This window comes from Chitinophaga sancti (assembly GCF_034424315.1).
Taxonomy (GTDB): domain Bacteria; phylum Bacteroidota; class Bacteroidia; order Chitinophagales; family Chitinophagaceae; genus Chitinophaga; species Chitinophaga sancti.
Genome location: NZ_CP139972.1, coordinates 2,425,093 through 2,450,514, shown reverse-complemented (window position 1 = coordinate 2,450,514; position 25,422 = coordinate 2,425,093). Strand labels below are relative to the sequence as shown.

Genomic DNA, 25,422 nt, shown 5'->3' with positions numbered 1-25,422 from the left:
AGAATAGTCAGGGGTAAAAAGAGTATTCCGGGGTTGAAATACTTTTATCAGGCATGTTTATAAGAGTTCTGCCTCGCTGATTAAATTATTCTTCAGTGCAAACACCACCACGCCCGCTGTATTTTTTACGTTCATCTTCTCCAGGATCCTCGTGCGATGCCCTTCTACCGTGCGCTTGCTCAAAAAGATCTTTTCTCCAATCTGCTGCGCTGTGTACTGCAAACATATCAGCCGGATAATCTCCTTCTCCCGGTCTGTAAACGTAATTGGTTGTGCATCACGGTAAGGATTAAACCGGCTTTTCACAATCATTGCCGCCAGCTTCGAACTCGTTTGCCTGCAATAGAAAATCTTATCGTCAAATACACTGGTAATTGCCTCAATAATCTCCTGCTTGTCCGCATTTTTAAGCAAATAACCTTTTGCCCCGGCTTCCAGCATTTCCACGATCAGTTCTTCTTCATCAAACATTGAAAGGGCAATGATCCTGATGTGCGGGTAACGTTGTATTAAAGTGCGGGTAGCAGTAATACCATCCATCAGGGGCATTTTTAAGTCAGTCATTACCACATCCGCTTCCGTCGTTTCCAATAGTTCCATCAATTCCCTGCCATTGCCTGCCTGACCAACCAGATTGATATTGGGTTGTCTGGAAAGCATCAGTGCCAGGCCATCACGGAATATCTCATGATCATCGGCTATCACTAATCGGATATCGTACATGTTAGTTGAATCTTTTGGGGTAATGGTATCGGTATGATGGTAAAATTACATCATCCTGCGGGAATTATAATGAAATTGTTCATTATCAGCCTGAAAGCAGGCCACCGCATATATTTATTCCACACATCACCCCACCGGTATCTTTATAAAATAATTCGTTCCCTGCCCCAATACCGACTCAATCACCAGACTCCCATTCAAAATATCCGTCCTGATCGCCAAACTTTTCATTCCCAAGCCCGTGGACTCCGCCTTCACCCGTCCCACATCAAACCCCACTCCATTCTCTTTCACCAATACCAGGAAGAATCCATCCTCCCTGCTCAGCACAATCTGCAGCTGTGTCGCCTTTGCATGCTTCAGCGTATTATGGGTAATCTCCTGGATAATCCTGAATACATGTATCTCCTTTTCAGGCGGAATACTGATCTGCCCCGAAGTATGAAATCGTATATCCAGCTGCGCCTTCACACTCACCTGCCTGATAAACTCATGTAGTGCATCCACCAACCCTTTCCGCTCCAGGGTCGCGGGCAACAGGTTATGGGAGATCTGGCGCAATCCCCTGATCACGTCATCAATATAAGTACCCGATTTTGCAATCACCATTTTGTCATGCTCGTCATTTACCTGGACACTATTGATGTTTAGCTTGATGGTAGACAGGAGCGGACCCATACTATCATGCAGATCTGCTGCTATCCGTTTCCGCTCATTTTCCAGGATCGTAATCTCTGCAACAATCCGTTCCCTTTGCAACTGCATATACCTTCTGTGGTAAAGAATAATGGAGACGACAAAGAATACAATAATGACCGCTATCAGCAGTGAAATAAATACGGTCGTATAAAAGATCTTATCATCCATGGGGCAATAACGATGCTACGCTTCAAAGTGTTTTTTAAAGTAATAAGCAGTCTTGACGGGGATAAACAACACCGCGAGCACATAAACCAAATTTACAAAAGCATTGATATAATTGAACATAAAAACAATCTTCAGTGTCAATATGGTATCCGAACCCACAAAGAACGAAGCTTCATAAATGATCTGGTAAATAAAAATGATAATAAACCCCATGCAAATCAGGAAGCGTGAATTGCGAAGCAGGTTCTTATTATCCTGTATAATCAGGTAATTGATCTCATTGATGCTCAGCAACACCGCAATAAAAGCATAGGTGACCCGGAATACAGGACTAAAATTTTCAATCTGTGCAAACAAAAGATTTTCTGTTACCCACCCGGTAATAAGACCTATGGCAAGTACGACATAGAGCCGGAATTTTCTTTTCAGAAAACCCCACACATAAAACTGGTACAATACAACCATACATTCTGCCAGCCCATATAGGTTGAAAGAGATAGCATTGCTGGTGTTCAGTATTTCAATGCATATAAAGCTGATAGATTCCGAAATGAAAGCCAGGGCAAGCAAGAGGAGGAAGGGCTGATAGCTCGATACTGTTTTGTTGAAGCGTATCAGCCCTATCACTAATGGAATAATTACAATCTGGCTGACAAAGAATGCGCCTAGATTATTCATTTATTTGGGTTGTACGACATCTTTACAAAGTGGAGGACAACGCTGACCGCTTTCCATAGCCTGCATTGTGCCTTGGGCTTGTGCAGATTGAATACCTGGTACATTGAGGGCGGTTTGACGGCTCACAAGGGTGGTATGAATATCATTGCCTTTGCGATCTACCGGCAATAACACCAGTCTTACCTGGCCTTTTTCATCCTTTCCCATGTAAATACGGATCCCATCTGCGCCTTTTGCATTCAACAAGGCTGCAATCGCATCACGGTTAAACATTTCCGCATCAGGGATGTTGAAGGCACTGTCGAGATAATTGCCTTGCAGGCGTGCCTGCAATTCTTTTTTGCCACGCTGAAAACCATTGGTCAGGTTTTCAGCTTCCTGCTGGGAGATCACATGACGGCTGGCGCGTGCTTTGTTCAGCGGAATCTGAAAATTGTCGGGGTCTTTTGGGGTACACCTGCTAAAGCATAGCAGTAGGAAAACCGGCGCAAAGATACGGATGGAATTGTGGTGCTTCATAAATAAGCGGTTTTATAATGATTGATAATGCAAACTAGAAGAATGGGGTGATAAAGAAAAGCGTATAAATACCTGTGTTGTAAGCGTAAATATAACTGATTATACTGATTTACATATTCGTCCCTGTCACTGGTTGACCTCCCGGAGTTAAGTTCCAATAATCCTAAAAATGCGATTTGATATTTTTCTTTCATACATAACCCCATTCTCACCATGCCACTTTGTGTTAAAAATAGTTTTATCTGGACCTTATCTGTCAATTTTAACCACTTTACATTTGCACCCTTAGATGCCACAGAAAAAACCATCCAACTTTAGTCCGGAACAGCAGCTTCACAGCCTGGATGCCAGACTCGTATTATCTTTACAGCGGCTCAGCGACATGCTGAAAGCCCTTCAATGGGAGCAGGCGCGTACCCTGGGGCTCACCCCCCTGCAGTTACAGATCCTGCTTTTCATCGGCTACCATCCCGCAGAACTGAACAAAGTGGCACACGTTGCCACTGAATTACAATTGAGCCGGCCTACCATCAGCGATGCTGTCGCATCCCTCGTCTCGAAAGGTCTCCTGGATATGCAACCTGACAAACGTGACAGACGTAGTTTTTCTATGTCTCCAACCCTGGCAGGTCAGGACCTTCTGCTCAAAGCAGAAGAATATGCAGCCCCCCTAACAGAGGTGTTGGAAAAACGACCTGGTTTTGAGAAGAATAATCTTTATCAAACCCTGTTTGCCCTGATAGCAGGACTGATGAACAAAGAGGGTGGGGGCTTACAAAGAATGTGCTATAACTGTGCGCACTACCAGGGAAATAAAAAAAGACAGCATAGCTGTCAGTTCCTGCATAAATCTCTCACTTCGGCAGAATTACAGATAGACTGTATGTATCATTCCACCCTGTCATAAAAAAAGAAAAAGGCAGTATAACTGCCTTTTCCGGTCGAATCCATATCCAAGTATAAGAGGGCGTATCGATTCAAAATTTGTGAAGGAAACTTTCGCTAAAATAATTTCTCAGCTTCGTCTACCTAAAACGTCTATTTCTGTAAGATCTTCGCCAGTTTATCCAATCCTTTCACAATCGCATTTTCTTCCAGGGAAGCAAAACCCAGTCTCAATCCGGTTTGCCCCGTATAGTGTGGTGCATAAAAACTATATGGGTTCACGATATAGATCCCCGCTGCATGCAACTGCGAAACCTCCACTGCCTGGTGCAATTGCATCCAGATAGCCAGACCTCCCTTCGGAATCGTGAAATCCGCAATCCCATTAAAGTTCACTTCCAGGATGCCCGTAGTCAGGGCCAAACGCTTTTTGTAAATAGCATGTGACTGCTGCAGGTATTTCCTGATCTCCCCTTCAGCCATCAGGTTGGCCATCCCCTGTTCTAGCAGGCGATCCCGTTGCTGACTCACTACCATCTGGCAGGAAGCCAGTGAATGGATAAACTCAACCGGGCCATACACGAAGCTCAGTGGAATAGAAGGAGCTACACTACCAATATACACCACGTTATCAGCATGCGGCATACCAGCTACCGGTAATACCGGTTGTGCGTCGAAGTGATAATTATGATCATAATCATCTTCAATGATCATAAAATGATATTGCTCACTTAGTGACAGCAACTGCTGCCTTCTTGCTGCCGGCAGGGTAGTCGTGGTGGGATACTGGTGGTGCGGTGTGATGTACACAGCTTTGAGCGAAGTATGCTGGCAAACTACTGCCAACGCTTCTACGTCAATACCATATTCATCTACAGGAATATAATGCAGATGAGCGCCGGTGAGCCTGAAAGCATCCCAGGCAGGCTGATAGCCCGGATGCTCCACCGCTACATGATCACCCGGGAAGATCAGTGTCTGCGCCACGAGGAACAGGGAATCCTGGTGCCCGTGTGTAACACAAATATTCTCAGGCACCGCAGCGAGGCCCCTGTCGTTGTTCAATACCAGGTTGATTTCCTGCAACAGTTGCTCATTGCCCCTCTCGTTGTAGTTCTTAAGGTGCGATTTGCTGGTCTGCTGATGCAGGATCTTCCTCACCTCCCTGGTGAGCTCCGGTATTGGCGAAATGCGTCCATCTGGTTGACCATCGTCGAATACGATATCGAATGTACCATTATTATAAGGTAACGGCTGTGGTGGATCAAACTGTCGGAAAGAGATGTCCAGCACCGGTTTCGGTGCAGCCTCAGGACTGCCTGGCGGTACCAGTTCCTGGGGTATGGGATCACTGATCCGCGTACCACTCTTATATTGAGTGGCAATCCAGCCATCAGCGGCTAAATGCTCATACGCGAGAATAACGGTGTTACGGTTCACACGTAATTGCTGGGCAAGAACGCGGCTACCTGGTAACTGAGCGCCGGGCAACAGTCGCCCCCGCTTGATTTCGTTAATGATGTAAGATTTGATCTGTTGATAAATCGGAACCTCACTATTCACTGACAATTGTAGATGTACCTGACTATGATGCTTCATGGTTGGCTTAAGGTGTTCCTTCCATATACGCAGTAGAAAAAGTTACGGTTGTTAACGATTTGTAATTTTGGGAGGGTTTTTAAAAGTTTTTTTCCAATTCTTTTTTGGGGCTGATTGGGGCCTCCTGTCTTTTGGGAGATTTATCATACTTTTACCTAATGGATGCAGTAATGATAGAGAAAGCAGCGAATGCAATAGCCGATAAACACCGTTTGTCCATATTGCTGGCGGCTTCCAGGCAGCCTGCTATACAGTGTTGTGATATCACAGAGCTGACAGGTTTGTCCCAACCCACGGTTTCTCACCATATTAAGATATTGGTAGACAGCGGTATATTAATATATGACAAGACAGGAAGAAACGTTCAATTGACAGTTAATAAGGAGATGATGAAGTACCTCTCTTCGTTTTTTTCACGGTTAAGTTAATGCCGGCTTAAGGGGTAAAATGCCTGTTATCGTACCAAAAGTCTTCCGACTCAGTCCAATTTTAAATTAGCTCATTAGCTTCTTTGCCAGCCTCCCAATCGTCTTTAACCCATCTTCCACCGCCTTACTCCAGGCATTATTATAACTAATTCTCAGGCAGTTATTGTACCTGTCCTGCAAAGAGAAGATCCTGCCCGGCGCAAAAATTACCTTATGCTTCAGCGACTGCTCATATAACTCAAAGGCATTGACCCTTGGGTTCAGTTCTACCCAGCATACAAAGCCTCCACCAGGACGGGTTACACAGGTATCCTCCGGAAAATAATCAGAAATCGCCTGTAAATGACGCATAAACTGGGTATGCAATGTCTGCCGCATTCCCCTCAGATGATACTCGTAACGCCCGTTTTCTAAAAAACACGCGATGGCTGCACTCGGCAGGGAAGGAGAGGAAATCGCCCGGTTACGCTTAATACGTAATACTTTTTCCTTATAACGCCCCGGCAGGGTCCAGCCCACCCGATAGCCCGGTGCTAAAGATTTGGAAAATGAATTACACAACAACACTAACCCATTTTTATCAAAGGATTTACATATACCCGGTCTCTCTTTCCCAAAATACATATCTCCGTATATATCATCCTCAATCAGCGGTATGTCATATTTTTCTAATATCCTAACCAGTTCCTGCTTATGACTATCCGGCATACAGGCCCCCAAAGGGTTCGTGAAGTTCGTCACAAAGAGACATGCTTTGATTTTAAACTTTGGGATCGCCTTATCCAGGTAATCGAGGTCGATGCCTGTAATCGGATGCGTAGGCACTTCCAGTACTTTCAGACCCAGGTTCTCTGCCAGTTGCAGAGAGCCATAATAGGTAGGGCTTTCTACGGCAATCGTATCCCCGGGTTGCGTAACGGCAGACAAACACAATGATAAAGCATCAGAGCAACCCGCCGCAATCACAATATCATCTTCCGTCACCGCACCACCCCAGCCGATAGACATACGGGCAATTTGCCGCCGCAGGTCTTCATTGCCCTGTAAAGTGTCATAGCCAAGCCCTCCATTCGGAAGCCGGTGAATCGCCTGCACCATAGCCTTCGTCATCTTGGCAGCAGGAAGTTGTGCTACGGGAAATACGGCGGATGAAAATTTCAGGATCTCCGGGTTGGAATTGTGTAAGTACATCCGGGAAATCATTTCATGTACCGTTACCTCAGATGGTTTTTTTACAGCCTCTGTTTGCTTCGGCATTTCCGGCAGGCGCCGTGGACAAAAGGTCACATAATAGCCTGACTTCGGCCTGGATTCAACCATACCCTTGCTTTCCAGGTGGTAATAGGCCTGGAAGGCAGTGCTCATGCTCACGCCTTTTTCCTCACTGAGATTGCGGACAGAAGGAAGTTTGTCTCCCATTTTCAACACCTGTTTGATGATGAGTTGCTCTAAGTTCTCTGCAATTTGCAGGTAAAGGTGGTCGGCGGTTTTTAGCATGGAACAATATTCTGATATGGTCAAATGTACGGAAATTTGAACTGTTTGGTAAATGAATGGTATTGGGAACTTTTATGCTCTTTTTAAACAGCCGGCACTACCTGCTCTTTTATAAAATAAATTTTGCGCAACAGAAAAATTGCATAATTTAGTGCAACTAAAAAGTTGCTTAAATGGATGAGTTGTTTAAAGGCATCGCGGATCCCCTGAGAAGAGAAGTGCTCGAACTCCTCCGCAAGGCCCCGCTTAATATCAACCAGATCAATGATCACTTTGATCATATCAGCCGCCAGGCAGTGTCTAAACATTTACAGGTATTGGAAGATACAGGCTGGATCCGTATATACCAGGCTGGGCGTGAGCGCTATGGCTACCTGAACAGGGCCGCTTTCTTTGCATTTAAAGAGTGGGTAGATGGCTACCTGCAATGGGGCGCACATTCAATAGATAATGATCACGGTGTTTTCCTGGATGATACAGATTATAAAAAAGGAATGCCACTGACGCAGCCGGTCATGCTGCAGGCTTTGCTCAGCAAGGACAAATCCTTTGATGGGGTTTTTTATACGGCGGTGAAGACGACAGGGATTTTTTGTAAACCTTCCTGTTCGGCCAACCCGAGGCCGGATAATGTAATCTTCTATGATAATAAGGAGGATGCAGTGAAGAATGGATATAGGGCTTGTAAACGATGTAAGCCATAGGGCATTGCAGGCTGTAATACGATAAAATGTTATAAATGCTGTGAAAGGTATACCTGCTAAAAGGCATAAATGCCATTAAGGTATAAAAGCCCTGCAAGCCAAACATAAAGATCACGCACATGAAGATCACAATACCCGTTAACGACCACGCAAATTTTTCTTTCGACGAATGCCTGGTATTCCTCAGCCGTTCCGACAAGGAAGCCCTGCACGAAGTAGCAGGCAAGACCCTCCGCAAAGTGATTGTGGTGAACAATACCCCTGTGCTTACTACGATCACTGATGCACCCAAAAAGAAAGGCTTACAGGTAGAAACAAGTGCAGATGCAGATCCTGCAGCTATTAAAAACTATATCACCCACTGGTTACACCTGGATGCAGACCTCAACGAGTTCTACACCTTCGCAGGAAAAGATGCCGTATTATCCCCGTTGATACAACAATACAAAGGCCTCCGCCTGATCGGCATTCCTGAACTGTTCGAAGCCCTCACCTGGACCATCACCGGACAACAGATCAATCTCTCATTCGCATATACATTAAAACAGCGATTGATCCATGCATACGGAGATGCTGTCACCGCTGGTGATAAAACCTATTACGTCTATCCCCAACCTGCCACTATAGCCGCACTGGAGCCTGCAACCCTCACTGGTATGCAGTTCTCCCGCAGCAAGGCAGATTATATCATTTCAATAGCCAGGGCAATGGCAGAAGAACGCCTGACGCTGGCACAATTACAATCACTTGATTATACTGCTGCCAGGGAATACCTTATCTCCTTCAAAGGGATTGGGAATTGGTCGGCTAATTATGTGCTGATGAAATTCAGCCGCTACTGGCAGGCATTGCCACTGGAAGATGCCGGCTTGCACAATGCATTCAAGCAACAATTGAACCTGGCTGTAAAGCCTTCACTGGCAGAGATAAAGAAGTATACGCAGCACTGGCAGCAGCATGCAGCATATGCTACTTTTTATTTATGGCGGTCATTGCAGTAATAACAATTACAATTTAAAGCACAATTAATAACATGGAACAGTACCATTATTTTACCCCCACACCTGTAGGCAGTTTGCTGATCATTGGAACAGATACGACGATCAATGCGCTGAGTATTCGTGATAATGATACAACTGACCTGCCTTTACTGAGCAAAACAGAATTGCCTGATGTGTTTTTGCAATGCGTGGCGGAAATGGAAGCTTACTTTGCAGGAAGTCTCCGGAATTTTACCATTCCGGTGGCACAGGAAGGAACGGCTTTCCAGCAGTCAGTCTGGGGAAAGTTGCTGACTATACCCTATGGACAAACGACAACTTATTTACAGCTGGCCAAAGATCTAAATAATCCTAAGGCGATCCGTGCGGTGGGTACAACGAATGGACGTAACCAGCTGTGGGTGGTGGTACCTTGCCACAGGGTGATCGGGAGTGATGGAACATTGACGGGGTATGCAGGCGGTTTGTGGAGAAAGAAGTGGTTACTGGAGCATGAGATGAAGCATCGGTTTGGCGCACAGGGAGCCTTGTTTTAGCAGGCGTCTTTTTTGATAAAAAGATAGCAGACAATCAGACCTGCTTTTAGAAACCTGATTACCCCATTCAAAATCATCTTTTCAATTTATTACACCCTGTCAGATAGCATTTCCTATTTATCTCCTCCAATCTGATCTGGTCGAAATTCGAGAAACTGAATCTGTTTTTTATTGTCTTTTTATTTCATTTTTGTGGTCTCAAACCTAGCGCCATGAATGAAACGCTCTTCCAGGACCTCCAGCAGATGGATCAAATCCTCCAGCAAACCAAAGAGATCAGCTCGGCCTTCCTGGCCGGAATAGACAATTTGCCTGTAGATGTGGCGAAAGGTCTCAATTGGTAGCCCTGATTTAAGAAAAAAGGGGGAAATACGATGTCAACCAGATAATGGAAACTAATGCTTATAAAAACATCGCGCGCAATGAAAAAGTCTAACACAAACGCATATATCGCCCTGGCAATGGTCAGTTTTTTCTGGGGCACTACTTACCTCGCATCCAGCGTCGGAGTCCGCCATATGCACGGCCTGATGCTCGCCGGTCTTCGGCAGACCGCAGCCGGCATGATCCTCATCAGCTATTTCCTGCTGAAAGGCTACCGCCTGCCTGACAAAATCGTTCTTTCCCGCTTATTTGTAATAGGCGTGATGATGCTCTGTCTAAGCAACGGCCTTCTTACCTGGGCCATGCAATATATACCCAGCGGGCTTTGTGCCATCGTAGTGGCCACCGTACCCATCTGGATTACCATCTTCAGTTATTTCATGGTAAAGCGTACCCGCTTATCGCCATTATTAATCATTGGTATGCTCATAGGATTATTGGGAGTAGGAGGGATCTTTTACAATTATCTCTCCAGTCTTACAAACCCGGCTTTCAGATTGGGGATATTCCTTACACTCATCGCCTGTATCAGCTGGGCGATGGGCTCTGTGCTCACAGCACGCTGGGCCCTGAAGGTAAATTTCCTCTATGGTGCAGGGTTCCAGATGTTCTTTAGTGGCATCGTAATGCTGATCACAGTATCACTCATGGGATACAGGATCTCCACATCAACGATGAATATCGAATTGTGGGAGAGTTTACTATACCTGATTTTTGTGGGATCGATCGTCGGGTATTCCTCCTATGTCTTTGCCCTCAATAACCTGCCTACCTCACTGGCATCCGTATACGCTTATATAAACCCGATCGTAGCAGTAACGCTGGGATGGTTGATTTTAAAGGAACAACTCAACTGGACCACGGCATTGTCCTGCCTTGTAACGCTGGCAGGAGTGTACATGGTGAATGTATCGGTTAGCAGGAATAAAAAAAAGTTGGAAAAGGCCGGCTGATGCAGGGTATTATTGAAAACAGCTCTTAAAAGGCGCTGCAGACAACCAGGCTTTGAAAACAAACATATCAATTATTAAAAACACAAAGGAAGCATGAACCCAGCAATTGACTCAATCCGGCTTATAGGCTGTGAACCGGACCTGTTGCCACACTTTGAAAGATTGAACAGACATTGGATAGAAAAGTATTTCGCCTTCGAACCCGCAGATGCTGAATCCCTGCAGCAGGCAGATAAAAGTATCATAGCGAAAGGAGGCACCATTATCTTTGCCGCCACTGAAAATGAAATAATAGGTACCGTTGCCCTAAAACCCATAGATGCAACAACGACAGAAATGACGAAACTGGCAGTAGATGAAAAGTTCCAGGGGCACAGGATAGGTTGGAAGCTGGTAGCAGAAATCCTTCGTCTGGCCAGGGAGCAGGGCTATACAAAAGTCGTATTGTATTCCAATACTATCCTGGTGCCTGCGTTAAATATGTATGAAAAATTCGGCTTCAGGGAGATTCCTGTAGAACCAGGAAGATACATCCGCAGTAACATAAAAATGGAATATACCTTTGGTGAGGAAGGCCCGCAATACACCGTAGCAACGGAACTGGGAGCCATCATTACCGGCTGGGAGCAGCTATTAAGGGGCATTAGCGACCAACAGGCAGCAGTGCGGTTGAAGAGCGGTAAATGGAGCATGAAAGAAATATTAGGTCACCTTGTTGATTCCGCAATTAATAATAACGTTCGGATAATACGCGCACAACAGATATCTTTGCTGGAAATTCCGGGATATGATCAGGAATTTTGGGTAAAAGGACAAGCATGGCAGTTCATGAACTGGCAGAATTTAGTTAACTTGTGGATCATTTTTAATCAGCACCTTGTACTAACGATACGGACTATACCAACAGCAGACTTGCAGCATACAATTAAAGTAAACGAAAACGAACCGGTGACACTACGTTACCTGATCGGGGATTATGTAATACATATGCAGCACCACTTATCACAAATAAACGAATTATTCAATTTGAAGAAAGATACGATTTAGATTTAGGTATGATGATCAAAGGTCTTTACCGCCGTTCATCTGGTTGACATCGTCCCGCCTCTGCGCGGGACGTTTTTTTTACCCCCCTTCCTTCTTTTTTATCAGCGCCATTTCTGGGATACCCGGCGAGCCCGGCACAATCCTTGTCACAAATCTTACATTTGTAAATTATGGACCTGAATCATAACCCATGGACAGTATTGTCCAATAAAGTAGAATACGACAATCCCTGGATTCGCGTAACTGAAAACCAGGTGCTGAACCCCGCAGGCGGCAAAGGCATCTATGGTGTCGTGCATTTTAAAAATGCTGCCATCGGCGTTATTCCTTATGATGAAGAGGGAAACATTTACCTCGTAGGGCAGTTCCGGTTTGCCATCGACGAATTTAGCTGGGAGATACCCGAAGGCGGAGGGCCCCTGGGCACAGATCCCCTCGAATCTGCCAAAAGAGAGTTGCTGGAAGAAACAGGACTGCTTGCCCATAGCTGGGAGCCTATTGTAAAAATGCACTTATCAAATTCCGTTTCAGATGAATGGGGTGTTATTTACCTGGCCCGGCAGCTGGAGCAGCGGAACGCCGAACCAGAGGAAACAGAGCAACTGCACATCCGCAAGATCCCTTTTGAAGAGGCATACCAGATGGTAAAGCGCTTTGAGATTAAGGATTCCTTGTCGATAGCGGCTATTCAGAAAATAAAGCTGATGCAGCTGGAAGGGGAGCTGGAACACCAGCCGTAAATCTTTATCTTTGCGGCAATGGAACACAGAAGACATAAGCCTGCCGGTTTCCGGCAGCATGCGCCCAGGCCAAAGGCCTCGGCCATGGTAATAGGGCGTCAGCCGGTAGTAGAGGCCATTCAGGCCGGGAAAGCCATTGAGCGCATTTACCTGTTACGCACTGCCAGCGGGGATATTATCCCCCAGATCAGAAGCCTGGCCACACAATACAATATTCCCATCAACCTGGTGCCAAATGAAAAGCTGAACGGCCTTACCCAGGCAAATCACCAGGGTTGCATAGCTATTACCGGGCATGTCAGCTACCTTGACCTGCAGGATGTAATTTCTCACGTGACCGACTCGGGCGAAACACCCCTGTTTCTCATCCTGGATGGTATTACAGATGTCAGGAACATTGGCGCCATAGCCCGTAGTGCAGTATGCTGCGGCGCACAGGCTATCATCATTCCTGACAAAGGTATTGCGGCGCTCAACGAAGAAGCCATCAAATCTTCCGCCGGCGCATTGGATAAGATCTCCATTTGCCGTGTAAATAGCCTCCTGAAAGCGATCGATACCTTACACCTGAATGGTATTAAGGTCGTAGCCAGCGAAATGGAAGCAGCCACCAAACTCTATGACCTGCCCCTGAATGAACCGGTAGCAGTGATCATGGGATCGGAAGATAAAGGCGTGTATCCCGCCCTCCTGAAGGCGACAGACGTTCAGTTCCGTATTCCAATGAGTGGCAATTTTGAATCTTTTAATGTATCTGTGGCGGCAGGGATTATCCTGTATGAAGCGATGAAGCAGCGAGGTTTCTAAACTTAGTTTTTTACTGAATCTCCCCACGCATAACGTGGGGAATTCAGTAAAAATGGCTCACTTACATAACATCATCCATCATGAAACTTATTGAATGCCCCCGCGACGCGATGCAAGGCTGGCACAGGTCCATCGATACCGCCGATAAGGTATCCTACCTGAACGCCCTGCTACGCGTTGGTTTTAACACGATAGACTTCGGCAGCTTCGTATCCCCCAAAGCCATTCCACAAATGGCCGATACAAAAGAAGTCCTGTCACAACTGGACCTCTCCAACACCAAAAGCCGCCTGCTAGCTATTGTCGCCAACCAGCGGGGAGCTGAAGAAGCCATGGTGCATGAAGAAATCGCTTACCTGGGATACCCCTTCTCCATCTCAGAAACATTTCAGCTTCGCAATACCAACAAAACCATTGCCGACTCCCTGGAACTCGTAGATACCATGCAGGAGCTCTGTATCAAAAACAGCAAGCAACTCGTCATCTACATTTCTATGGGTTTTGGCAATCCATATGGTGACCCTTACGATGCATCTATCGCACTGGAATGGGTACAGGAACTGGTCGAAATGGACATCGTTACCATTTCACTCGCAGATACTGTAGGGGTAGCCACACCTGCCACCATTTCACAACTATTTTCCACACTCATAAAAGCGCATCCTGTAGTGGAGTTCGGCGCCCATTTCCATTCCGCTCCCCACAACTGGGAAGAGAAGGTGGCCGCTGCCTATGCAGAAGGATGTCGCAGATTTGATAGCGCTATCAAAGGGATCGGGGGCTGTCCGATGGCCAAAGATGAACTGGTAGGCAATCTCGCTACAGAGCGCCTGCTGGAATTCTGCCTGAAAGAGCATGAGCCTTTGCAGCTGGACCTGGAAGCCTTGCAAACCGCCCAGCGCATAGCAGATCGTATTTTTTATTAGTACCATGAATTTTCGCCTTACATTTCCGGTTACGCCTTTTTCGGCGCCGTTGCAATATTCAGATCGTTTATTGCTCATGGGTTCCTGCTTTGCAGAAGAAATAGGAGCACGCCTGCAGGAACATTATTTCGATGCCCTCGTCAATCCGCATGGCATCCTCTACAATCCTATCAGTATCATACAGTCGATTCACAGCTACCTGGATAATAAAGTGTATACCCATGATGATCTCTTTCAGCAGGGGGATCTGTGGCATAGCTGGGATCATCACAGCCGTTTTTCGGGACTGAACCCTGATGAGGTGGTGGCGGGCATCAATGCCCAACAAGCCCTGGCTGCTAAAAGACTGGAAGAAGCCGATTGGTTAATGATCACTTTAGGTTCTGCGCATACCTATACTTTACAGGAAACCGGGAAGGTAGTGGGGAATTGTCATAAAGTACCTGCATCGGCTTTTTATAAAAAAATGCTGACCGCACAGGATATTATTTCGGCGATAGACAATGCCATGCATCGCTTGTTTTTCAGGAACAGGAAAGTGAAGATCCTGTTTACGATAAGCCCGGTGAGATATGTGAGAGATGGGGTCGTGGAGAATAATTTGAGCAAAGCGATCCTCTTACAGGCAGTACATCATATGGTCAATAAATTTGACCGCCTGTTTTATTTCCCTGCGTATGAGTTGGTGGTGGATGACCTGAGGGATTATCGGTTTTATAAGGAAGACCTGGTTCATCCGAATGAGATGGCGATTGATTATGTATGGGAGCATTTCATTAATGCAGGTTTGCCTGATAAGAACTTATTCAACCAGCTGACTGAATTGAACAGGGCCGCAGCGCATCGTCCATTCAACCCGGCGTCTGCACAGCATCAGCAATTTGTACAAAATTATATCAATAAGGGAAAACAACTGATGCAGCAATATCCTGATTTACCACTCGGGGATTTGCTGAAAAAGTTTACTACTCAATTGAAGTAAGCAGTTCGGGGTATCCTCGATTCAGGGCATCTTCGGCTCCGGGTCGTCAGACCCGGAACCGAACCCCGCAAAAATTTGAGAGAATTACGAAGTAATTCTCTCAAATTTTTGCCCATTTATTCCTTCGATATCATACTATCCTTAATAAATACCACCCCAATCACAAAGCAAATCACCGCCACCCCAATCGGGTACACCAGGCCCGCCAAATGATTATGCGTCTCCGTCACCAATATCGTCGCCACCGTCGGCAATAAGCCTCCAAACACCCCATTCCCCAAATGATAAGGCAAACTCATCGAAGTATACCTGATCCTCGCCGGGAACAATTCCACCAAAAACGCCGCTATCGGCCCATACACCATCGTCACAAACAGCACCTGCACCCACACCAGCAACACCAGTTGTATCAACCCACTCATCCCCACTACCACCTCTATTTTCTTTTCCTCCTTCCCATCCGTATTCATCACCACTTCCCTTGCCTTCGTCTCGTCATCATACACCCTCGTTCGCACGGTCTTCTCCACATTCTGCATCTTACTATTCCGCGACATCGTATTCTCTATCGTATACTTTGCCTTCAGCTCTGTTTTCAAACTCAAATTCCCGATCTGGTCCATTCTTGCATAAATCGGGTAATACGCCAGCGCTGCAATCAGCATTCCCGTCATCATAATCTTCTTCCGCCCGATCTTATCTGACAAGCGGCCAAAATATATAAAGAAAGGAGTACCCAGCACCAGGGCCACCGCGATAATAATATTCGACTGCACAAACTCAATATTCATCGTCTTTTGCAAAAACGACAAAGCATAAAACTGCCCCGTATACCAGATCACCCCTTGCCCCATAGCCGCGCCGAACAGCGCCAGCAACACCACTTTCAGGTTCTCCTTCTTACCAAAACTCTCTTTGATCGGGTTCTTTGCCGTCTTGCCCTCTGCTTTCAGCTGCGCAAATTCCGGCGACTCCTGCAACCTGATCCTGATATAATAAGACATCAGCACCAGCAATATCGACAACCAGAACGGCACGCGCCATCCCCAGTCACTAAACTGCTCCGTCGTCATGCTGCTCCTGGTAATCAATATCACCGCCAGCGATACAAACAAGCCTAAAGTAGCCGTCGTCTGTATAAAACTGGTATAATATCCCCGCTTATCATGCGCCGAATGCTCTGCCACGTAAGTAGCTGCTCCTCCGTACTCACCACCCAGGGCCAGGCCCTGTAACAGTCTTAGCAACAAAACGATAATGGGTGCCAGGACACCAATACTTGCATACCCCGGTACCAGGCCTATTGCAAACGTAGACCCTCCCATAATGAGTAGTGTGAGTAAAAAAGTGTACTTCCTCCCGACAATATCCCCCAACCTTCCAAACACAATCGCCCCAAAAGGCCTGACTACAAATCCCACCGCAAAAGTGGCGAGTGTCATAATGTAAGCGAGATCAGGATTGCTGGGAGGAAAAAACTTTTCAGCAATAATTGCAGACAGGCTGCCAAAGATGTAGAAATCATACCATTCTATCAGGGTGCCAGCCGACGAAGCCAGGATCACCTGCCAGATGTTGTGCGCGGTCGTGTGTTTATTCATACGTGAGAATATATGTAGTCCTAATAGTTGAAAATGCTACAAATAGTTGTATAAAATAATAAAAAAAACGCAAATATTATATTTTTAGAAAACGTACTTATGCCGTAGATTTTAAGCAGCGTTGTCGTGTTTTTTAACATTTATAAAGCAAAATACTTTACCTGCAGGCCTATGAGCGCAGCTCAGCGGGCCTACGATCCGCAGTATGGTTAAACGACAACCTTCCATGGGTTAAAGTCACTTTTTATTTAATCTTATTCAGTTACCTTCGGGTCTGATAAGGGTTTACACAGTCAAGATATATGCGTATCAGAAGGGTTTTGGTTTGTTGGTTAGGGATCATTTTATTGCCTGCCGTCATCTTTGCACAGCAGTCTGGGGCCGTCCGTCCTAAAATCGGGCTCACCCTCAGCGGAGGCGGCGCCAAAGGCCTTGCCCACATCGGCATCCTCGAAGCCATCGACAGCGCAGGACTGAAAGTAGACTACCTCACCGGCACCAGCATGGGCAGCATCGTAGGTGCCCTTTATTCCATGGGCTATTCCGGCGCGGCCATTGAGAAAATGGCCAGGGAGCTTGACTGGAACAACCTCTTCACCAATCAACCCCAGCTCACAGCCATCTCTTACGAAGAAAAGAAAGAGTATAATAAATACATCATCGAAATCCCTTTTGAATATGGCAAGCCTAAGCTTGCATCCGGCGTTATCTCCGGCGAACAACTATGGCTGGAACTCGCCCGCATGTGCTGGCCGGCCAATGGGGTGAGAGATTTCTCCCAGTTCAATATTCCCTTTAAATGTATTGCCACAGATGTCTCAAATGGGGCTATTGTCACCCTCGATACCGGTGATGTAGTGACCGCGATCCGTGCCAGCATGGCCATTCCATCTATCTTTACAGCCATCAATATCGGGGATCGTAAATTGGTGGATGGAGGTGTGGTAAGGAACTTCCCTGTTATCACGGCCAAGGAAATGGGGGCCGACATTGTGATCGGTTCCAACGTGTCTGAAGGGCTCCGTAAAGCAGACCAGTTACAGACACCACTGGATGTCATTCAGCAACTTGGCTTTTATAAAGATGCAGATGACTTCAAAGACGAACGTCAGCTCTGCGATATCTTCATACAGCATAAAATGGGAACCTATAGTGCTGCCAGCTTTGGCAGCGTTGATTCCATTATAGAAATCGGGAAACGCAAAGGCCGGGAGATGTATCCCATCTTCAAACACCTGGCAGATTCGCTGCAGGCGCTGTACCCATTACCTCCCTTCGAAAAGAACCGCCTGCCATTTACCGCTGATATCGAACTGACAGCCATCCAGGTGAATGGTCTTAAACATTCAGATGAGAAATTCTTTTTAGGAAGGCTTGGGCTCAAAACCGGTGGCTGCTATACATCACGGGATATTAAAGAAGCAGTACTGAATGTGTTCGGTACCCGCTTCTATAAAATGATCACCTATGATCTTGTGCCTGATAGCAATCGTCAGACCATCATGAAAGTGAATGCGGAGGAGAATCCGCTTAGCTATGTAAAATTCGCGCTGACTTATAACAGTTTTACGAATGCCAGCGCCATAGTAAATATTACGCAGCGTAACTTTATTGTTCCTAATTCCCGTGCATTCGTGTCCGTTGCTGTCAGTGAGAACCCGCGGATACAGGCAGAGTATTTTAAATATACCGGGCATGACCGCAACTTTGGTGTAGGACTGGGTTTTTACTTTGAATACAACACCATGACATATTATGAAGACCTGAAAGCAAAGCAGGATTTTCAAAGTAAATATTTGAGTACGGATATTCATTTTCAGTACACATTGAACAGTATTATGGCAGTCGGTATCGGTACCAAATGGGAATTTTTGAACCTAAATCCCCGCTATGTAAATGAACAGGAGATTCGTGGTAATAGTACGCAGTTGAACAGCTATTTTTATGCGGGTATGAATTCCCTGGATCAAAAAGTTTATCCGCGCAGGGGAATGGATCTGCAATTTGAAGCAGGTTGGATATACAATGAAAACCCTGGTTTCAGGGTGTTCCGCGATGGTATACAGCAACCGTTTGATTCTACGGAGTTCAACTTTGCGGAATACCAGCGTGCAATGTTGCAGGCAAAGTATCATATTCCGTTTGGGAAAAAGGGTGCGCTGCAGATTCAGGCTGGCGGCGGGGTAAACTTCAATCACATGCAGGGGCCGATCAATGCATTTCAGATCGGTGGCCTGGCGAATGTAATGCGGAACCAGTTGCCCTTTGTAGGGATACTGGAAGGGGAGGTGAGTACATCTTCTGCATTAACCTTTCAACTGGCTTACCAGTATGAAGTGGCGAAAAATATTTTTACCACTCCCAGGATAGGAGCTGCGGTATATGATTTTATGGGCAATGTTGAAGATCGGTATAAATACCTGAGTGGCTACGGAATTTCCACCGGGTACGCAACATTCATGGGGCCGATAGAAGCTACGATGATGTATTGCGACCAGGATGGGCGATTGCGTTTTTATGTGAATATTGGGTTTAATTTTTAGTTCGTAATAATAATTGCAGGCACTAAATATTAATGGATCCGATCGCCTCTCACTTCCATCTTATCCATAATACCCGCTTCAATCGTCAGCCATTCCTGCCACCTGGTCCTTACCTTTTCTTCTGGTAAATACTCATTCGCCAGGTCTATAAACAAACGATAATGCCCCGCTTCTGAAATCATAAATTTCCGATAAAACTCACGCAGGTACTCATCGTCCAGGCCTTCACTCAATAACCTGAACCGCTCGCAACTACGTGCTTCAATCAGCGCAAAGGTCAGCAGGCGATCCAGGAAAACAGTATCCGGATCTCCACCTTTAAGCTGGTGCAGCATCAGCTCATTTACGTATAGATCCTTTCGTTGTTTGCCTAACTGGAACCCGCGTTTCCGCATCTCTGCCAGTACCTGCCTGAAATGCCCCCATTCCTCCGTTACAATCGGCGCCAACTCCTGTACCAATCTATCTCTGTGTGGGTAACGCTGAATCAAAGAAATACAGGAAGTCGCTGCTTTTTGCTCACAAAAAGCATGGTCTGTCAATACTTCTTCCAGGGAAATTTCGGCCAGGTTCACCCATCGTGGGTCAGAGGGAAGATGCAAACCAAGGATAGATACTTTACTCATGCGCGTTATTTGCTATTCATTAATGATCGTCCACAAAGTTACTTAGCTTTGAAAGATGAAAGAAGATTTTCTTTTAGCGCAACTCGAAGCACGCAAAGCACAACAGGCCTTCCGGCAATTACGCCTGCCGGCACCTGGTATGGTTGACTTTTGTTCCAATGATTACCTGGGCCTGGCAAAGAGCATGGCTATGCAGGAAGCGGTGCACAATCTATTGGCAGCACGGCCTTTTGCACATGGAAGTACGGGATCCCGCCTGCTGGCGGGCAATTACCCCTGGGTAGAGGAAACGGAAAGTATGCTGGCAGCATTTCATCAAAGTGAAGCGGGCCTGGTGTATAATTCAGGTTATGATGCTAACCTGGGTTTATTGAGTGCGGTGCCCCAAAAAGGAGATACGATCATCTATGATTCCCTGATCCACGCAAGTATCCGTGATGGGATGCGTCTTTCCAGGGCACAGGCATTTTCATTTTTGCATAATGACCCCCAGGACCTGGAGAAGAAACTGGCCAATGGCAGTGGAAATGTATTTGTGGCGGTGGAATCAGTATATTCTATGGATGGTGATTTTGCTCCTTTGGGGGCGATAGCGACCATTTGTGAAAGGGCAGGGGCGCACCTGATCGTAGATGAGGCACATGCTACCGGGGTGGTGGGGGCCAAAGGAGAGGGCCTGGTACAGCACCTGGGTTTGGAGGGGGCCTGTTTTGCCAGGGTGCATACTTTTGGCAAAGCAGTGGGTTGCCATGGTGCGGTGGTGCTGGGTTCCAGGCATTTACGCGATTTCCTGATCAATTTTTCCCGATCATTTATTTATACTACAGCCCTGCCTCCTACTGCGATGGCGGCTATCATGGCCAGTTACGATTTGTTTCCTTATATGCAGGAGGCGAGGGGGCATTTATCGGCCTTAATCGCCCGATTCCGGAGGGGAGTGGCGGCCCTGGATACCTTGCCCAGTGAAACGCCTATCCAGGTCGTTTTGAGCCCTGGAAATGCGGCTACCCGTGCATTGGCGGAAAGGCTGCAGGGCGAAGGCCTGGATATCAGGGCAATATTACATCCTACGGTGCCAAAAGGGAAGGAACGGCTGCGGATTGTACTGCATAGTTTCAATACGGAGGAGGAGGTAGATAGGTGTATTTCCGTTTTAACGAAGTAAGGAGGGTGTTAAATTCTCAAAGTAGACCGGTTTCCCCGGTCTTAATTTTTGCTTTTTAAGGGAGATAACCCGCAGATAACCCGCAGATATCCCGCCTATAAGCCGCCTTTATCCCGCATCTTTAAAGAGGCGGAATATCTGCGGGATATGAGCAGGTTATAGGCAGTTTATTTCCCCCGGAGACCACTTTTTTACCTCTTTCACCCTCCCTGCGATCAGAATTCTGTATATTAGCCAATCACTTCCTTGCTATGAGAATTCTACCATTCGCCATTTCGACCGGAATAACCGCCGTATTAATATTCGCTTTGTCTCAAAAATGGGGCGCCCTGCCTCCCGTAGGACCGCTACTCAGTCCACAGGAAGGTTTCTGGCAAAACGCTACCCCCATCAGCAAAAATTACAGTGAAACCATCGACCTCCCCGGACTTACCGGCAAGGCCGAAGTATGGCTGGATGACCGTATGGTACCTCACATCTTTGCAGAAAACGATGCAGATGCTTATTACATAGAAGGTTTCATCCACGCCCGTGATCGTCTCTGGCAAATGGAATTGCAGATCTTCGCCGCCTCCGGCCGTCTCTCGGAAATCTTAGGCCCTAAAATGCTGGATTATGACAGGATGCAACGTCGCCGCGGTATGATCTACAGTGCAGAGGTAGCTTTGAAAGAAATGGAAAAGGATCCTTTTACCAAAACAGCAGTAGCATCTTACGCTGCCGGTGTAAATACTTATATCGCATCATTGAACAAGGCATCATTGCCCATAGAATACAAACTGCTCGATTACAAACCGGAGCAATGGACAACGCTGAAATCTGCCATCCTCCTCAAACTGATGGCAAACGATCTGGCGGGTGAAGCCGAGGATCTTGAATACACCAATGCACGCCATTTATTCAGCAAAAAGGATTTCGACCTCATGTATCCTGATTTCAGTGATAGCCTGGACCCGATCGTGCCTAAAAACACGCATTTTGATGCAGCAACTCTGAAAGCAGTGGCGCCACCGGACAACATGATCAAACTGGCAGGTGTCTTACAACATTTTAAGGAAGAAAAACCTGACCCTGACAATGGTAGTAACAACTGGGCCGTGGCTGGCTCCAAAACCCGCTCCGGCGCGCCGATCCTTTGTAATGATCCGCACCTGGGTCTGAGTCTGCCATCGTTGTGGTATGAAATACAATTGCATACCCCACAAATGAATACCTATGGCGCTTCATTGCCGGGTGCACCTGGGGTTATCATTGGTTTCAATAATGACATTGCCTGGGGCGTGACCAATGGCGAAGAAGATGTAAAAGACTTTTACAAATTGCAGTTCCGCAATGGCCGCAAGCAATATTTATTCAAGGGTGCTTACCGGGATGCCGATCTGCGCATAGAAAAAATTGAGATCAGGGGTCAAAAGCCTTTTTACGATACAGTTGCCTATACAGTATGGGGGCCGGTGGCTTACGATAATACATTCCCTGAGCACCAGAAAGAAGAGTTCCAGTTCCTGGCCATGCGCTGGAAAGCACATGATCCTTCCAATGAATTGCGTACTTTCCTGCTGCTTAACAAGGCAAAGAATTACGACGATTACCTGGCTGCCATCAAAGACTACCAATGCCCTGCACAGAACTTTGCTTTTGCATCGCGTGACGGTGATATCGCTATCTGGCATAATGGAAAATATCCCCTGCGCTGGAAAGACCAGGGTAAATTCATCCTACCGGGAGATGACAGCACTTTTGCATGGCAGGGATATATTCCGCAAAACGAATTACCACATTTACATAACCCGGCAAGGGGCTTTGTTAGCTCTGCCAATCAAAATCCAACAGATGATACCTATCCCTACAATTTCGTGGGTGGCTATGACCTGTTCCGTGGTAAACGTATCAACGAAGTGCTGGCAGCAGACAGCCAGATCACTATCCAGGATATGATGGCCTTGCAGAATGACTACACTAACCTGCTGGCAAGAGCCGCCATTCCTGTATTCGGGGCGCATTTGCAGAAGTCATTACTGACAGCAGCGCAACAAAAATATTGGGAGCTGCTCCTTCACTGGAATCAGCAGAGTACCCCGGATAGCAAGGCAGCCACTGTGTTCCAGCTGGTATGGAATAATTTACAAAGCTCGATCTGGGATGATGAAATGGCACAGTTCGGAGAAGACGTATACCAGATGCCCTGGGAAAAAACGACGTTGAATTTATTGATTAAGGATACCGCATTTCATTTCATAGACAACATCAACACACCTGAAAAAGAAACTTTCTCAGGTCTGATGAATGCGGCGCTGGCAAAGGCTGCGGATACTGCAAAAATGCTGGAGGCGAAAAATAAATTAGAGTGGGGGCGTTACCGTGGTACTGACATCCGGCACATTACAAGGAGTATTGTTCCGTTTGGTGCGTATCATTTATATACAGGCGGTGGCAGGCATATAGTGAATTGTATCAAGGAAAATCACGGCCCGTCATGGAGGATGATCGTGCAGATGGGAGATCCTGTAGAGGCTTATGGGATCTATCCTGGCGGGGAAAGTGGGAATCCGGGGAGTCCATATTATGATAACGCGGTGCAGGATTGGGTGAATGGGAAGTATTACCTGCTGCACTTGTTTAAGCCCGACCAGCGGGAGGATCCGGCGGTGAAGTACAGGATGATTTTGAATTAATCTAAAAAATAATTGTGTTTGGATTTGGAAGAAAGTAATTAATTCCTATCTTTGCACTCCCAATCACGAAGAAAGGGAATGATTCCGTAGCTCAGTTGGTAGAGCAATACACTTTTAATGTATGGGTCTTGGGTTCGAGTCCCAACGGGATCACAGAGAAACCTTTAAACCTCGCGCTAGTCGCGGGGTTTTGTTTTTTAGTTGAGCGTTTAGTCGAGTTCTTTTTGTATAACCCGGATTTCGGAGGCTTTCGTTCTTTTCTAACCAGCTTCTGCATCACCTTTCCGAATAAGCCATCCCTTTTCCATTGGTTGAAATAGTAGTAAATCTCCGACTCATACATGGGCAATTCTTTCGGGACTAGCATATGCAATGCTTAATGACACTAAAATTACATATACTACAATGTCAGATGGTAAAAACAACGCTAGAAGGTTAGATAATCTTGGTGTTACTGATTATCAAGAAAGAGTGGGTCCGGGATTAAATACGCTGGTAAATTTTGGCCTGCCAATTTTAAAATTGCGTGCTCCGGGTAAAATACAAGAACTTGCGACTGAAGTTGAACAATATGCAGCAGAGTTAAAGACATTAAAGAAAAGCCGGGCAATGGTTGTCGGGACTTCGATTGCCAAATGGTGAGGGTACGATTGCTGCCAGCGGAAAAGTTTCCGGTAAAATAGCGGCGACATTTGAAGCCGCTGCAAATGAATTGAGAGATGTCGGAACTAAGACTGCATCGGGTAATACAATTGGCTGTTGTGCAGCGTTTCAAGGGGGTAACGAATTGCTTCTTCAATACCCGAAATAGGGATTGGCAGACTTACAATTTACCCCTGCAATTATGCTGCGAACAGGAGAGATAATTACAATGTGTGATAATTGTAAAGCAATGTTCATGTATGTAAATGAAAAGGCAGTTAAAATTGTTACGCCACCTTTATTGCCTGGTGCAATGGAAGTCGCAATTTATAATCAAAATTAATAGAAATACTATCCTTGTAAAATAATAAATTGTAATAGTGAACTATTCAAATGATACTTTTTGCGGAGAGGATATCGATTGGTTTTCTCTTGATATAGAAAATAAGATTGCTGTTTTTGCATCAGGAGGAGGAGTTGTTCCGTGCTCAATTGATCCAGAAGGGAATGAATTACTTTTAGCTTATTTTAGAGCCTTACCAGAGATTAAAGATAATGAAGTCCTTATAAATCCAGAATTAGGTGACTTTATGAAATTTGAAACACCCCGGCAAATAGAGCGTTATTTGGAGGACTTTATTTTTATGGCTAAGAGAGGTTTATATGCTTACGATAAAACAGATTTAAGAAATTATTCAGATCCTCGTTATCATTTAGTTGTAGCTCCAGCAAAAAAATTGTGCAGTGATGATTTACTTGAAGAAATTTACAATAAGGTTCTGGAAACTAAATATTCTGGCACATTTAAAGATGCTTTAACCGTTAACCTGTCTACATTTAATATATAGGGGAGCTCAGTAGCGTCTTGTTTAAACTACCAGATTTTCAATTGGT

25 protein-coding genes and 1 tRNA gene are annotated in these 25,422 nt (G+C 45.9%); 18 read left to right on the top strand and 8 right to left on the bottom strand.

Features of this window, described 5'->3' with window-relative positions; all coding sequences use genetic code 11:
• Positions 1–57: 57 nt before the first annotated feature.
• The 4 genes from U0033_RS09155 to U0033_RS09140 all read right to left on the bottom strand — a co-directional run bounded on the left by U0033_RS09155 (position 58) and on the right by U0033_RS09140 (position 2,787).
• Positions 58–723: a response regulator transcription factor gene (locus tag U0033_RS09155; protein ID WP_072357036.1), complete on the bottom strand. Its 666-nt coding sequence runs from the start codon at positions 721–723 to the stop codon at positions 58–60.
• Positions 724–849: 126 nt separating this feature from the next.
• A complete protein-coding gene (locus U0033_RS09150) occupies positions 850–1,590 on the bottom strand; it encodes a sensor histidine kinase (protein WP_072357037.1) in 741 nt (246 codons plus the stop codon).
• 15 nt (positions 1,591–1,605) lie between these two features.
• The gene (locus tag U0033_RS09145; RefSeq protein WP_072357038.1) at positions 1,606–2,268 is read right to left on the bottom strand and encodes a hypothetical protein; all 663 of its coding nucleotides are present in this window, start codon (positions 2,266–2,268) and stop codon (positions 1,606–1,608) included.
• Complete coding sequence (locus U0033_RS09140; RefSeq protein ID WP_072357039.1) at positions 2,269–2,787, bottom strand: hypothetical protein; 519 nt, start codon at positions 2,785–2,787, stop codon at positions 2,269–2,271.
• A gap of 289 nt (positions 2,788–3,076) precedes the next feature.
• Between U0033_RS09140 and U0033_RS09135 the strand changes: the two genes are divergently transcribed.
• The gene (locus tag U0033_RS09135; protein WP_072357040.1) at positions 3,077–3,694 is read left to right on the top strand and encodes a MarR family winged helix-turn-helix transcriptional regulator; all 618 of its coding nucleotides are present in this window, start codon (positions 3,077–3,079) and stop codon (positions 3,692–3,694) included.
• Positions 3,695–3,825: 131 nt separating this feature from the next.
• Here U0033_RS09135 and U0033_RS09130 read toward each other — a convergent pair whose 3' ends face one another.
• Positions 3,826–5,271: an aminotransferase-like domain-containing protein gene (locus U0033_RS09130; RefSeq protein ID WP_083571320.1), complete on the bottom strand. Its 1,446-nt coding sequence runs from the start codon at positions 5,269–5,271 to the stop codon at positions 3,826–3,828.
• A 158-nt stretch (positions 5,272–5,429) separates the two neighbouring features.
• Between U0033_RS09130 and U0033_RS09125 the strand changes: the two genes are divergently transcribed.
• Positions 5,430–5,699 carry an ArsR/SmtB family transcription factor gene (locus U0033_RS09125; RefSeq protein ID WP_072357042.1) on the top strand — a complete coding sequence of 90 codons (270 nt, stop codon included), beginning with the start codon at positions 5,430–5,432 and terminating at the stop codon, positions 5,697–5,699.
• A 66-nt stretch (positions 5,700–5,765) separates the two neighbouring features.
• Here U0033_RS09125 and U0033_RS09120 read toward each other — a convergent pair whose 3' ends face one another.
• Complete coding sequence (locus U0033_RS09120) at positions 5,766–7,196, bottom strand: aminotransferase-like domain-containing protein (protein WP_072357043.1); 1,431 nt, start codon at positions 7,194–7,196, stop codon at positions 5,766–5,768.
• A gap of 173 nt (positions 7,197–7,369) precedes the next feature.
• Here U0033_RS09120 and U0033_RS09115 point away from each other — a divergent pair, with 173 nt between their 5' ends.
• The 10 genes from U0033_RS09115 (at position 7,370) to U0033_RS09070 (ending at position 15,276) form a co-directional block, all read left to right on the top strand.
• Complete coding sequence (locus U0033_RS09115; RefSeq protein ID WP_072357044.1) at positions 7,370–7,900, top strand: ArsR/SmtB family transcription factor; 531 nt, start codon at positions 7,370–7,372, stop codon at positions 7,898–7,900.
• 119 nt (positions 7,901–8,019) lie between these two features.
• Positions 8,020–8,901: a DNA-3-methyladenine glycosylase family protein gene (locus U0033_RS09110; RefSeq protein ID WP_072357045.1), complete on the top strand. Its 882-nt coding sequence runs from the start codon at positions 8,020–8,022 to the stop codon at positions 8,899–8,901.
• 32 nt (positions 8,902–8,933) lie between these two features.
• Complete coding sequence (locus tag U0033_RS09105; protein WP_072357046.1) at positions 8,934–9,437, top strand: methylated-DNA--[protein]-cysteine S-methyltransferase; 504 nt, start codon at positions 8,934–8,936, stop codon at positions 9,435–9,437.
• Positions 9,438–9,649: 212 nt separating this feature from the next.
• Entirely contained in the window at positions 9,650–9,781 is a 132-nt protein-coding gene (locus U0033_RS09100) for a hypothetical protein (RefSeq protein ID WP_262487751.1), read from the top strand.
• A gap of 78 nt (positions 9,782–9,859) precedes the next feature.
• Positions 9,860–10,774 carry an EamA family transporter gene (locus U0033_RS09095; protein ID WP_072357047.1) on the top strand — a complete coding sequence of 305 codons (915 nt, stop codon included), beginning with the start codon at positions 9,860–9,862 and terminating at the stop codon, positions 10,772–10,774.
• Positions 10,775–10,867: 93 nt separating this feature from the next.
• Entirely contained in the window at positions 10,868–11,821 is a 954-nt protein-coding gene (locus tag U0033_RS09090; protein ID WP_177318526.1) for a GNAT family N-acetyltransferase, read from the top strand.
• Between the two features lie 170 nt (positions 11,822–11,991).
• A complete protein-coding gene (locus U0033_RS09085) occupies positions 11,992–12,561 on the top strand; it encodes an NUDIX domain-containing protein (protein ID WP_072357048.1) in 570 nt (189 codons plus the stop codon).
• A gap of 18 nt (positions 12,562–12,579) precedes the next feature.
• The gene (gene rlmB / locus U0033_RS09080; RefSeq protein ID WP_083571322.1) at positions 12,580–13,368 is read left to right on the top strand and encodes a 23S rRNA (guanosine(2251)-2'-O)-methyltransferase RlmB; all 789 of its coding nucleotides are present in this window, start codon (positions 12,580–12,582) and stop codon (positions 13,366–13,368) included.
• Between the two features lie 80 nt (positions 13,369–13,448).
• Complete coding sequence (locus U0033_RS09075; RefSeq protein WP_072357049.1) at positions 13,449–14,294, top strand: hydroxymethylglutaryl-CoA lyase; 846 nt, start codon at positions 13,449–13,451, stop codon at positions 14,292–14,294.
• A gap of 4 nt (positions 14,295–14,298) precedes the next feature.
• Positions 14,299–15,276, top strand: coding sequence for a GSCFA domain-containing protein (locus U0033_RS09070; protein ID WP_072357050.1), 978 nt, complete (start codon positions 14,299–14,301; stop codon positions 15,274–15,276).
• 116 nt (positions 15,277–15,392) lie between these two features.
• Here U0033_RS09070 and U0033_RS09065 read toward each other — a convergent pair whose 3' ends face one another.
• The gene (locus U0033_RS09065) at positions 15,393–16,877 is read right to left on the bottom strand and encodes an MFS transporter (RefSeq protein ID WP_072357051.1); all 1,485 of its coding nucleotides are present in this window, start codon (positions 16,875–16,877) and stop codon (positions 15,393–15,395) included.
• 302 nt (positions 16,878–17,179) lie between these two features.
• Between U0033_RS09065 and U0033_RS09060 the strand changes: the two genes are divergently transcribed.
• On the top strand, positions 17,180–19,420 hold the full coding sequence (locus U0033_RS09060; protein ID WP_083571323.1) for a patatin-like phospholipase family protein: 2,241 nt from the start codon (positions 17,180–17,182) through the stop codon (positions 19,418–19,420).
• A gap of 29 nt (positions 19,421–19,449) precedes the next feature.
• Here the strand turns inward: U0033_RS09060 and miaE are convergent, their stop codons facing one another.
• Positions 19,450–20,046, bottom strand: coding sequence for a tRNA-(ms[2]io[6]A)-hydroxylase (gene miaE, locus U0033_RS09055; protein WP_072357053.1), 597 nt, complete (start codon positions 20,044–20,046; stop codon positions 19,450–19,452).
• Between the two features lie 55 nt (positions 20,047–20,101).
• Here miaE and U0033_RS09050 point away from each other — a divergent pair, with 55 nt between their 5' ends.
• The 5 genes from U0033_RS09050 to U0033_RS09030 all read left to right on the top strand — a co-directional run bounded on the left by U0033_RS09050 (position 20,102) and on the right by U0033_RS09030 (position 25,376).
• Complete coding sequence (locus U0033_RS09050; RefSeq protein ID WP_072357054.1) at positions 20,102–21,211, top strand: aminotransferase class I/II-fold pyridoxal phosphate-dependent enzyme; 1,110 nt, start codon at positions 20,102–20,104, stop codon at positions 21,209–21,211.
• Positions 21,212–21,462: 251 nt separating this feature from the next.
• A complete protein-coding gene (locus U0033_RS09045) occupies positions 21,463–23,886 on the top strand; it encodes a penicillin acylase family protein (protein WP_072357055.1) in 2,424 nt (807 codons plus the stop codon).
• Positions 23,887–23,966: 80 nt separating this feature from the next.
• Positions 23,967–24,039: transfer RNA gene (locus U0033_RS09040), tRNA-Lys, on the top strand.
• 252 nt (positions 24,040–24,291) lie between these two features.
• A complete protein-coding gene (locus tag U0033_RS09035; RefSeq protein WP_143150591.1) occupies positions 24,292–24,528 on the top strand; it encodes a hypothetical protein in 237 nt (78 codons plus the stop codon).
• Between the two features lie 380 nt (positions 24,529–24,908).
• The gene (locus U0033_RS09030; protein WP_072357058.1) at positions 24,909–25,376 is read left to right on the top strand and encodes a hypothetical protein; all 468 of its coding nucleotides are present in this window, start codon (positions 24,909–24,911) and stop codon (positions 25,374–25,376) included.
• Positions 25,377–25,422: the final 46 nt, after the last annotated feature.

Coding starts and splice junctions, on each gene's coding strand:
- U0033_RS09155 (WP_072357036.1), bottom strand. CDS start 723: ATGTACGATATCCGATTAGTGATAGCCGATGATCATGAGATATTCCGT.
- U0033_RS09150 (WP_072357037.1), bottom strand. CDS start 1,590: ATGGATGATAAGATCTTTTATACGACCGTATTTATTTCACTGCTGATA.
- U0033_RS09145 (WP_072357038.1), bottom strand. CDS start 2,268: ATGAATAATCTAGGCGCATTCTTTGTCAGCCAGATTGTAATTATTCCA.
- U0033_RS09140 (WP_072357039.1), bottom strand. CDS start 2,787: ATGAAGCACCACAATTCCATCCGTATCTTTGCGCCGGTTTTCCTACTG.
- U0033_RS09135 (WP_072357040.1), top strand. CDS start 3,077: ATGCCACAGAAAAAACCATCCAACTTTAGTCCGGAACAGCAGCTTCAC.
- U0033_RS09130 (WP_083571320.1), bottom strand. CDS start 5,271: ATGAAGCATCATAGTCAGGTACATCTACAATTGTCAGTGAATAGTGAG.
- U0033_RS09125 (WP_072357042.1), top strand. CDS start 5,430: ATGGATGCAGTAATGATAGAGAAAGCAGCGAATGCAATAGCCGATAAA.
- U0033_RS09120 (WP_072357043.1), bottom strand. CDS start 7,196: ATGCTAAAAACCGCCGACCACCTTTACCTGCAAATTGCAGAGAACTTA.
- U0033_RS09115 (WP_072357044.1), top strand. CDS start 7,370: ATGGATGAGTTGTTTAAAGGCATCGCGGATCCCCTGAGAAGAGAAGTG.
- U0033_RS09110 (WP_072357045.1), top strand. CDS start 8,020: ATGAAGATCACAATACCCGTTAACGACCACGCAAATTTTTCTTTCGAC.
- U0033_RS09105 (WP_072357046.1), top strand. CDS start 8,934: ATGGAACAGTACCATTATTTTACCCCCACACCTGTAGGCAGTTTGCTG.
- U0033_RS09100 (WP_262487751.1), top strand. CDS start 9,650: ATGAATGAAACGCTCTTCCAGGACCTCCAGCAGATGGATCAAATCCTC.
- U0033_RS09095 (WP_072357047.1), top strand. CDS start 9,860: ATGAAAAAGTCTAACACAAACGCATATATCGCCCTGGCAATGGTCAGT.
- U0033_RS09090 (WP_177318526.1), top strand. CDS start 10,868: ATGAACCCAGCAATTGACTCAATCCGGCTTATAGGCTGTGAACCGGAC.
- U0033_RS09085 (WP_072357048.1), top strand. CDS start 11,992: ATGGACCTGAATCATAACCCATGGACAGTATTGTCCAATAAAGTAGAA.
- rlmB (WP_083571322.1), top strand. CDS start 12,580: ATGGAACACAGAAGACATAAGCCTGCCGGTTTCCGGCAGCATGCGCCC.
- U0033_RS09075 (WP_072357049.1), top strand. CDS start 13,449: ATGAAACTTATTGAATGCCCCCGCGACGCGATGCAAGGCTGGCACAGG.
- U0033_RS09070 (WP_072357050.1), top strand. CDS start 14,299: ATGAATTTTCGCCTTACATTTCCGGTTACGCCTTTTTCGGCGCCGTTG.
- U0033_RS09065 (WP_072357051.1), bottom strand. CDS start 16,877: ATGAATAAACACACGACCGCGCACAACATCTGGCAGGTGATCCTGGCT.
- U0033_RS09060 (WP_083571323.1), top strand. CDS start 17,180: ATGCGTATCAGAAGGGTTTTGGTTTGTTGGTTAGGGATCATTTTATTG.
- miaE (WP_072357053.1), bottom strand. CDS start 20,046: ATGAGTAAAGTATCTATCCTTGGTTTGCATCTTCCCTCTGACCCACGA.
- U0033_RS09050 (WP_072357054.1), top strand. CDS start 20,102: ATGAAAGAAGATTTTCTTTTAGCGCAACTCGAAGCACGCAAAGCACAA.
- U0033_RS09045 (WP_072357055.1), top strand. CDS start 21,463: ATGAGAATTCTACCATTCGCCATTTCGACCGGAATAACCGCCGTATTA.
- U0033_RS09035 (WP_143150591.1), top strand. CDS start 24,292: ATGTCAGATGGTAAAAACAACGCTAGAAGGTTAGATAATCTTGGTGTT.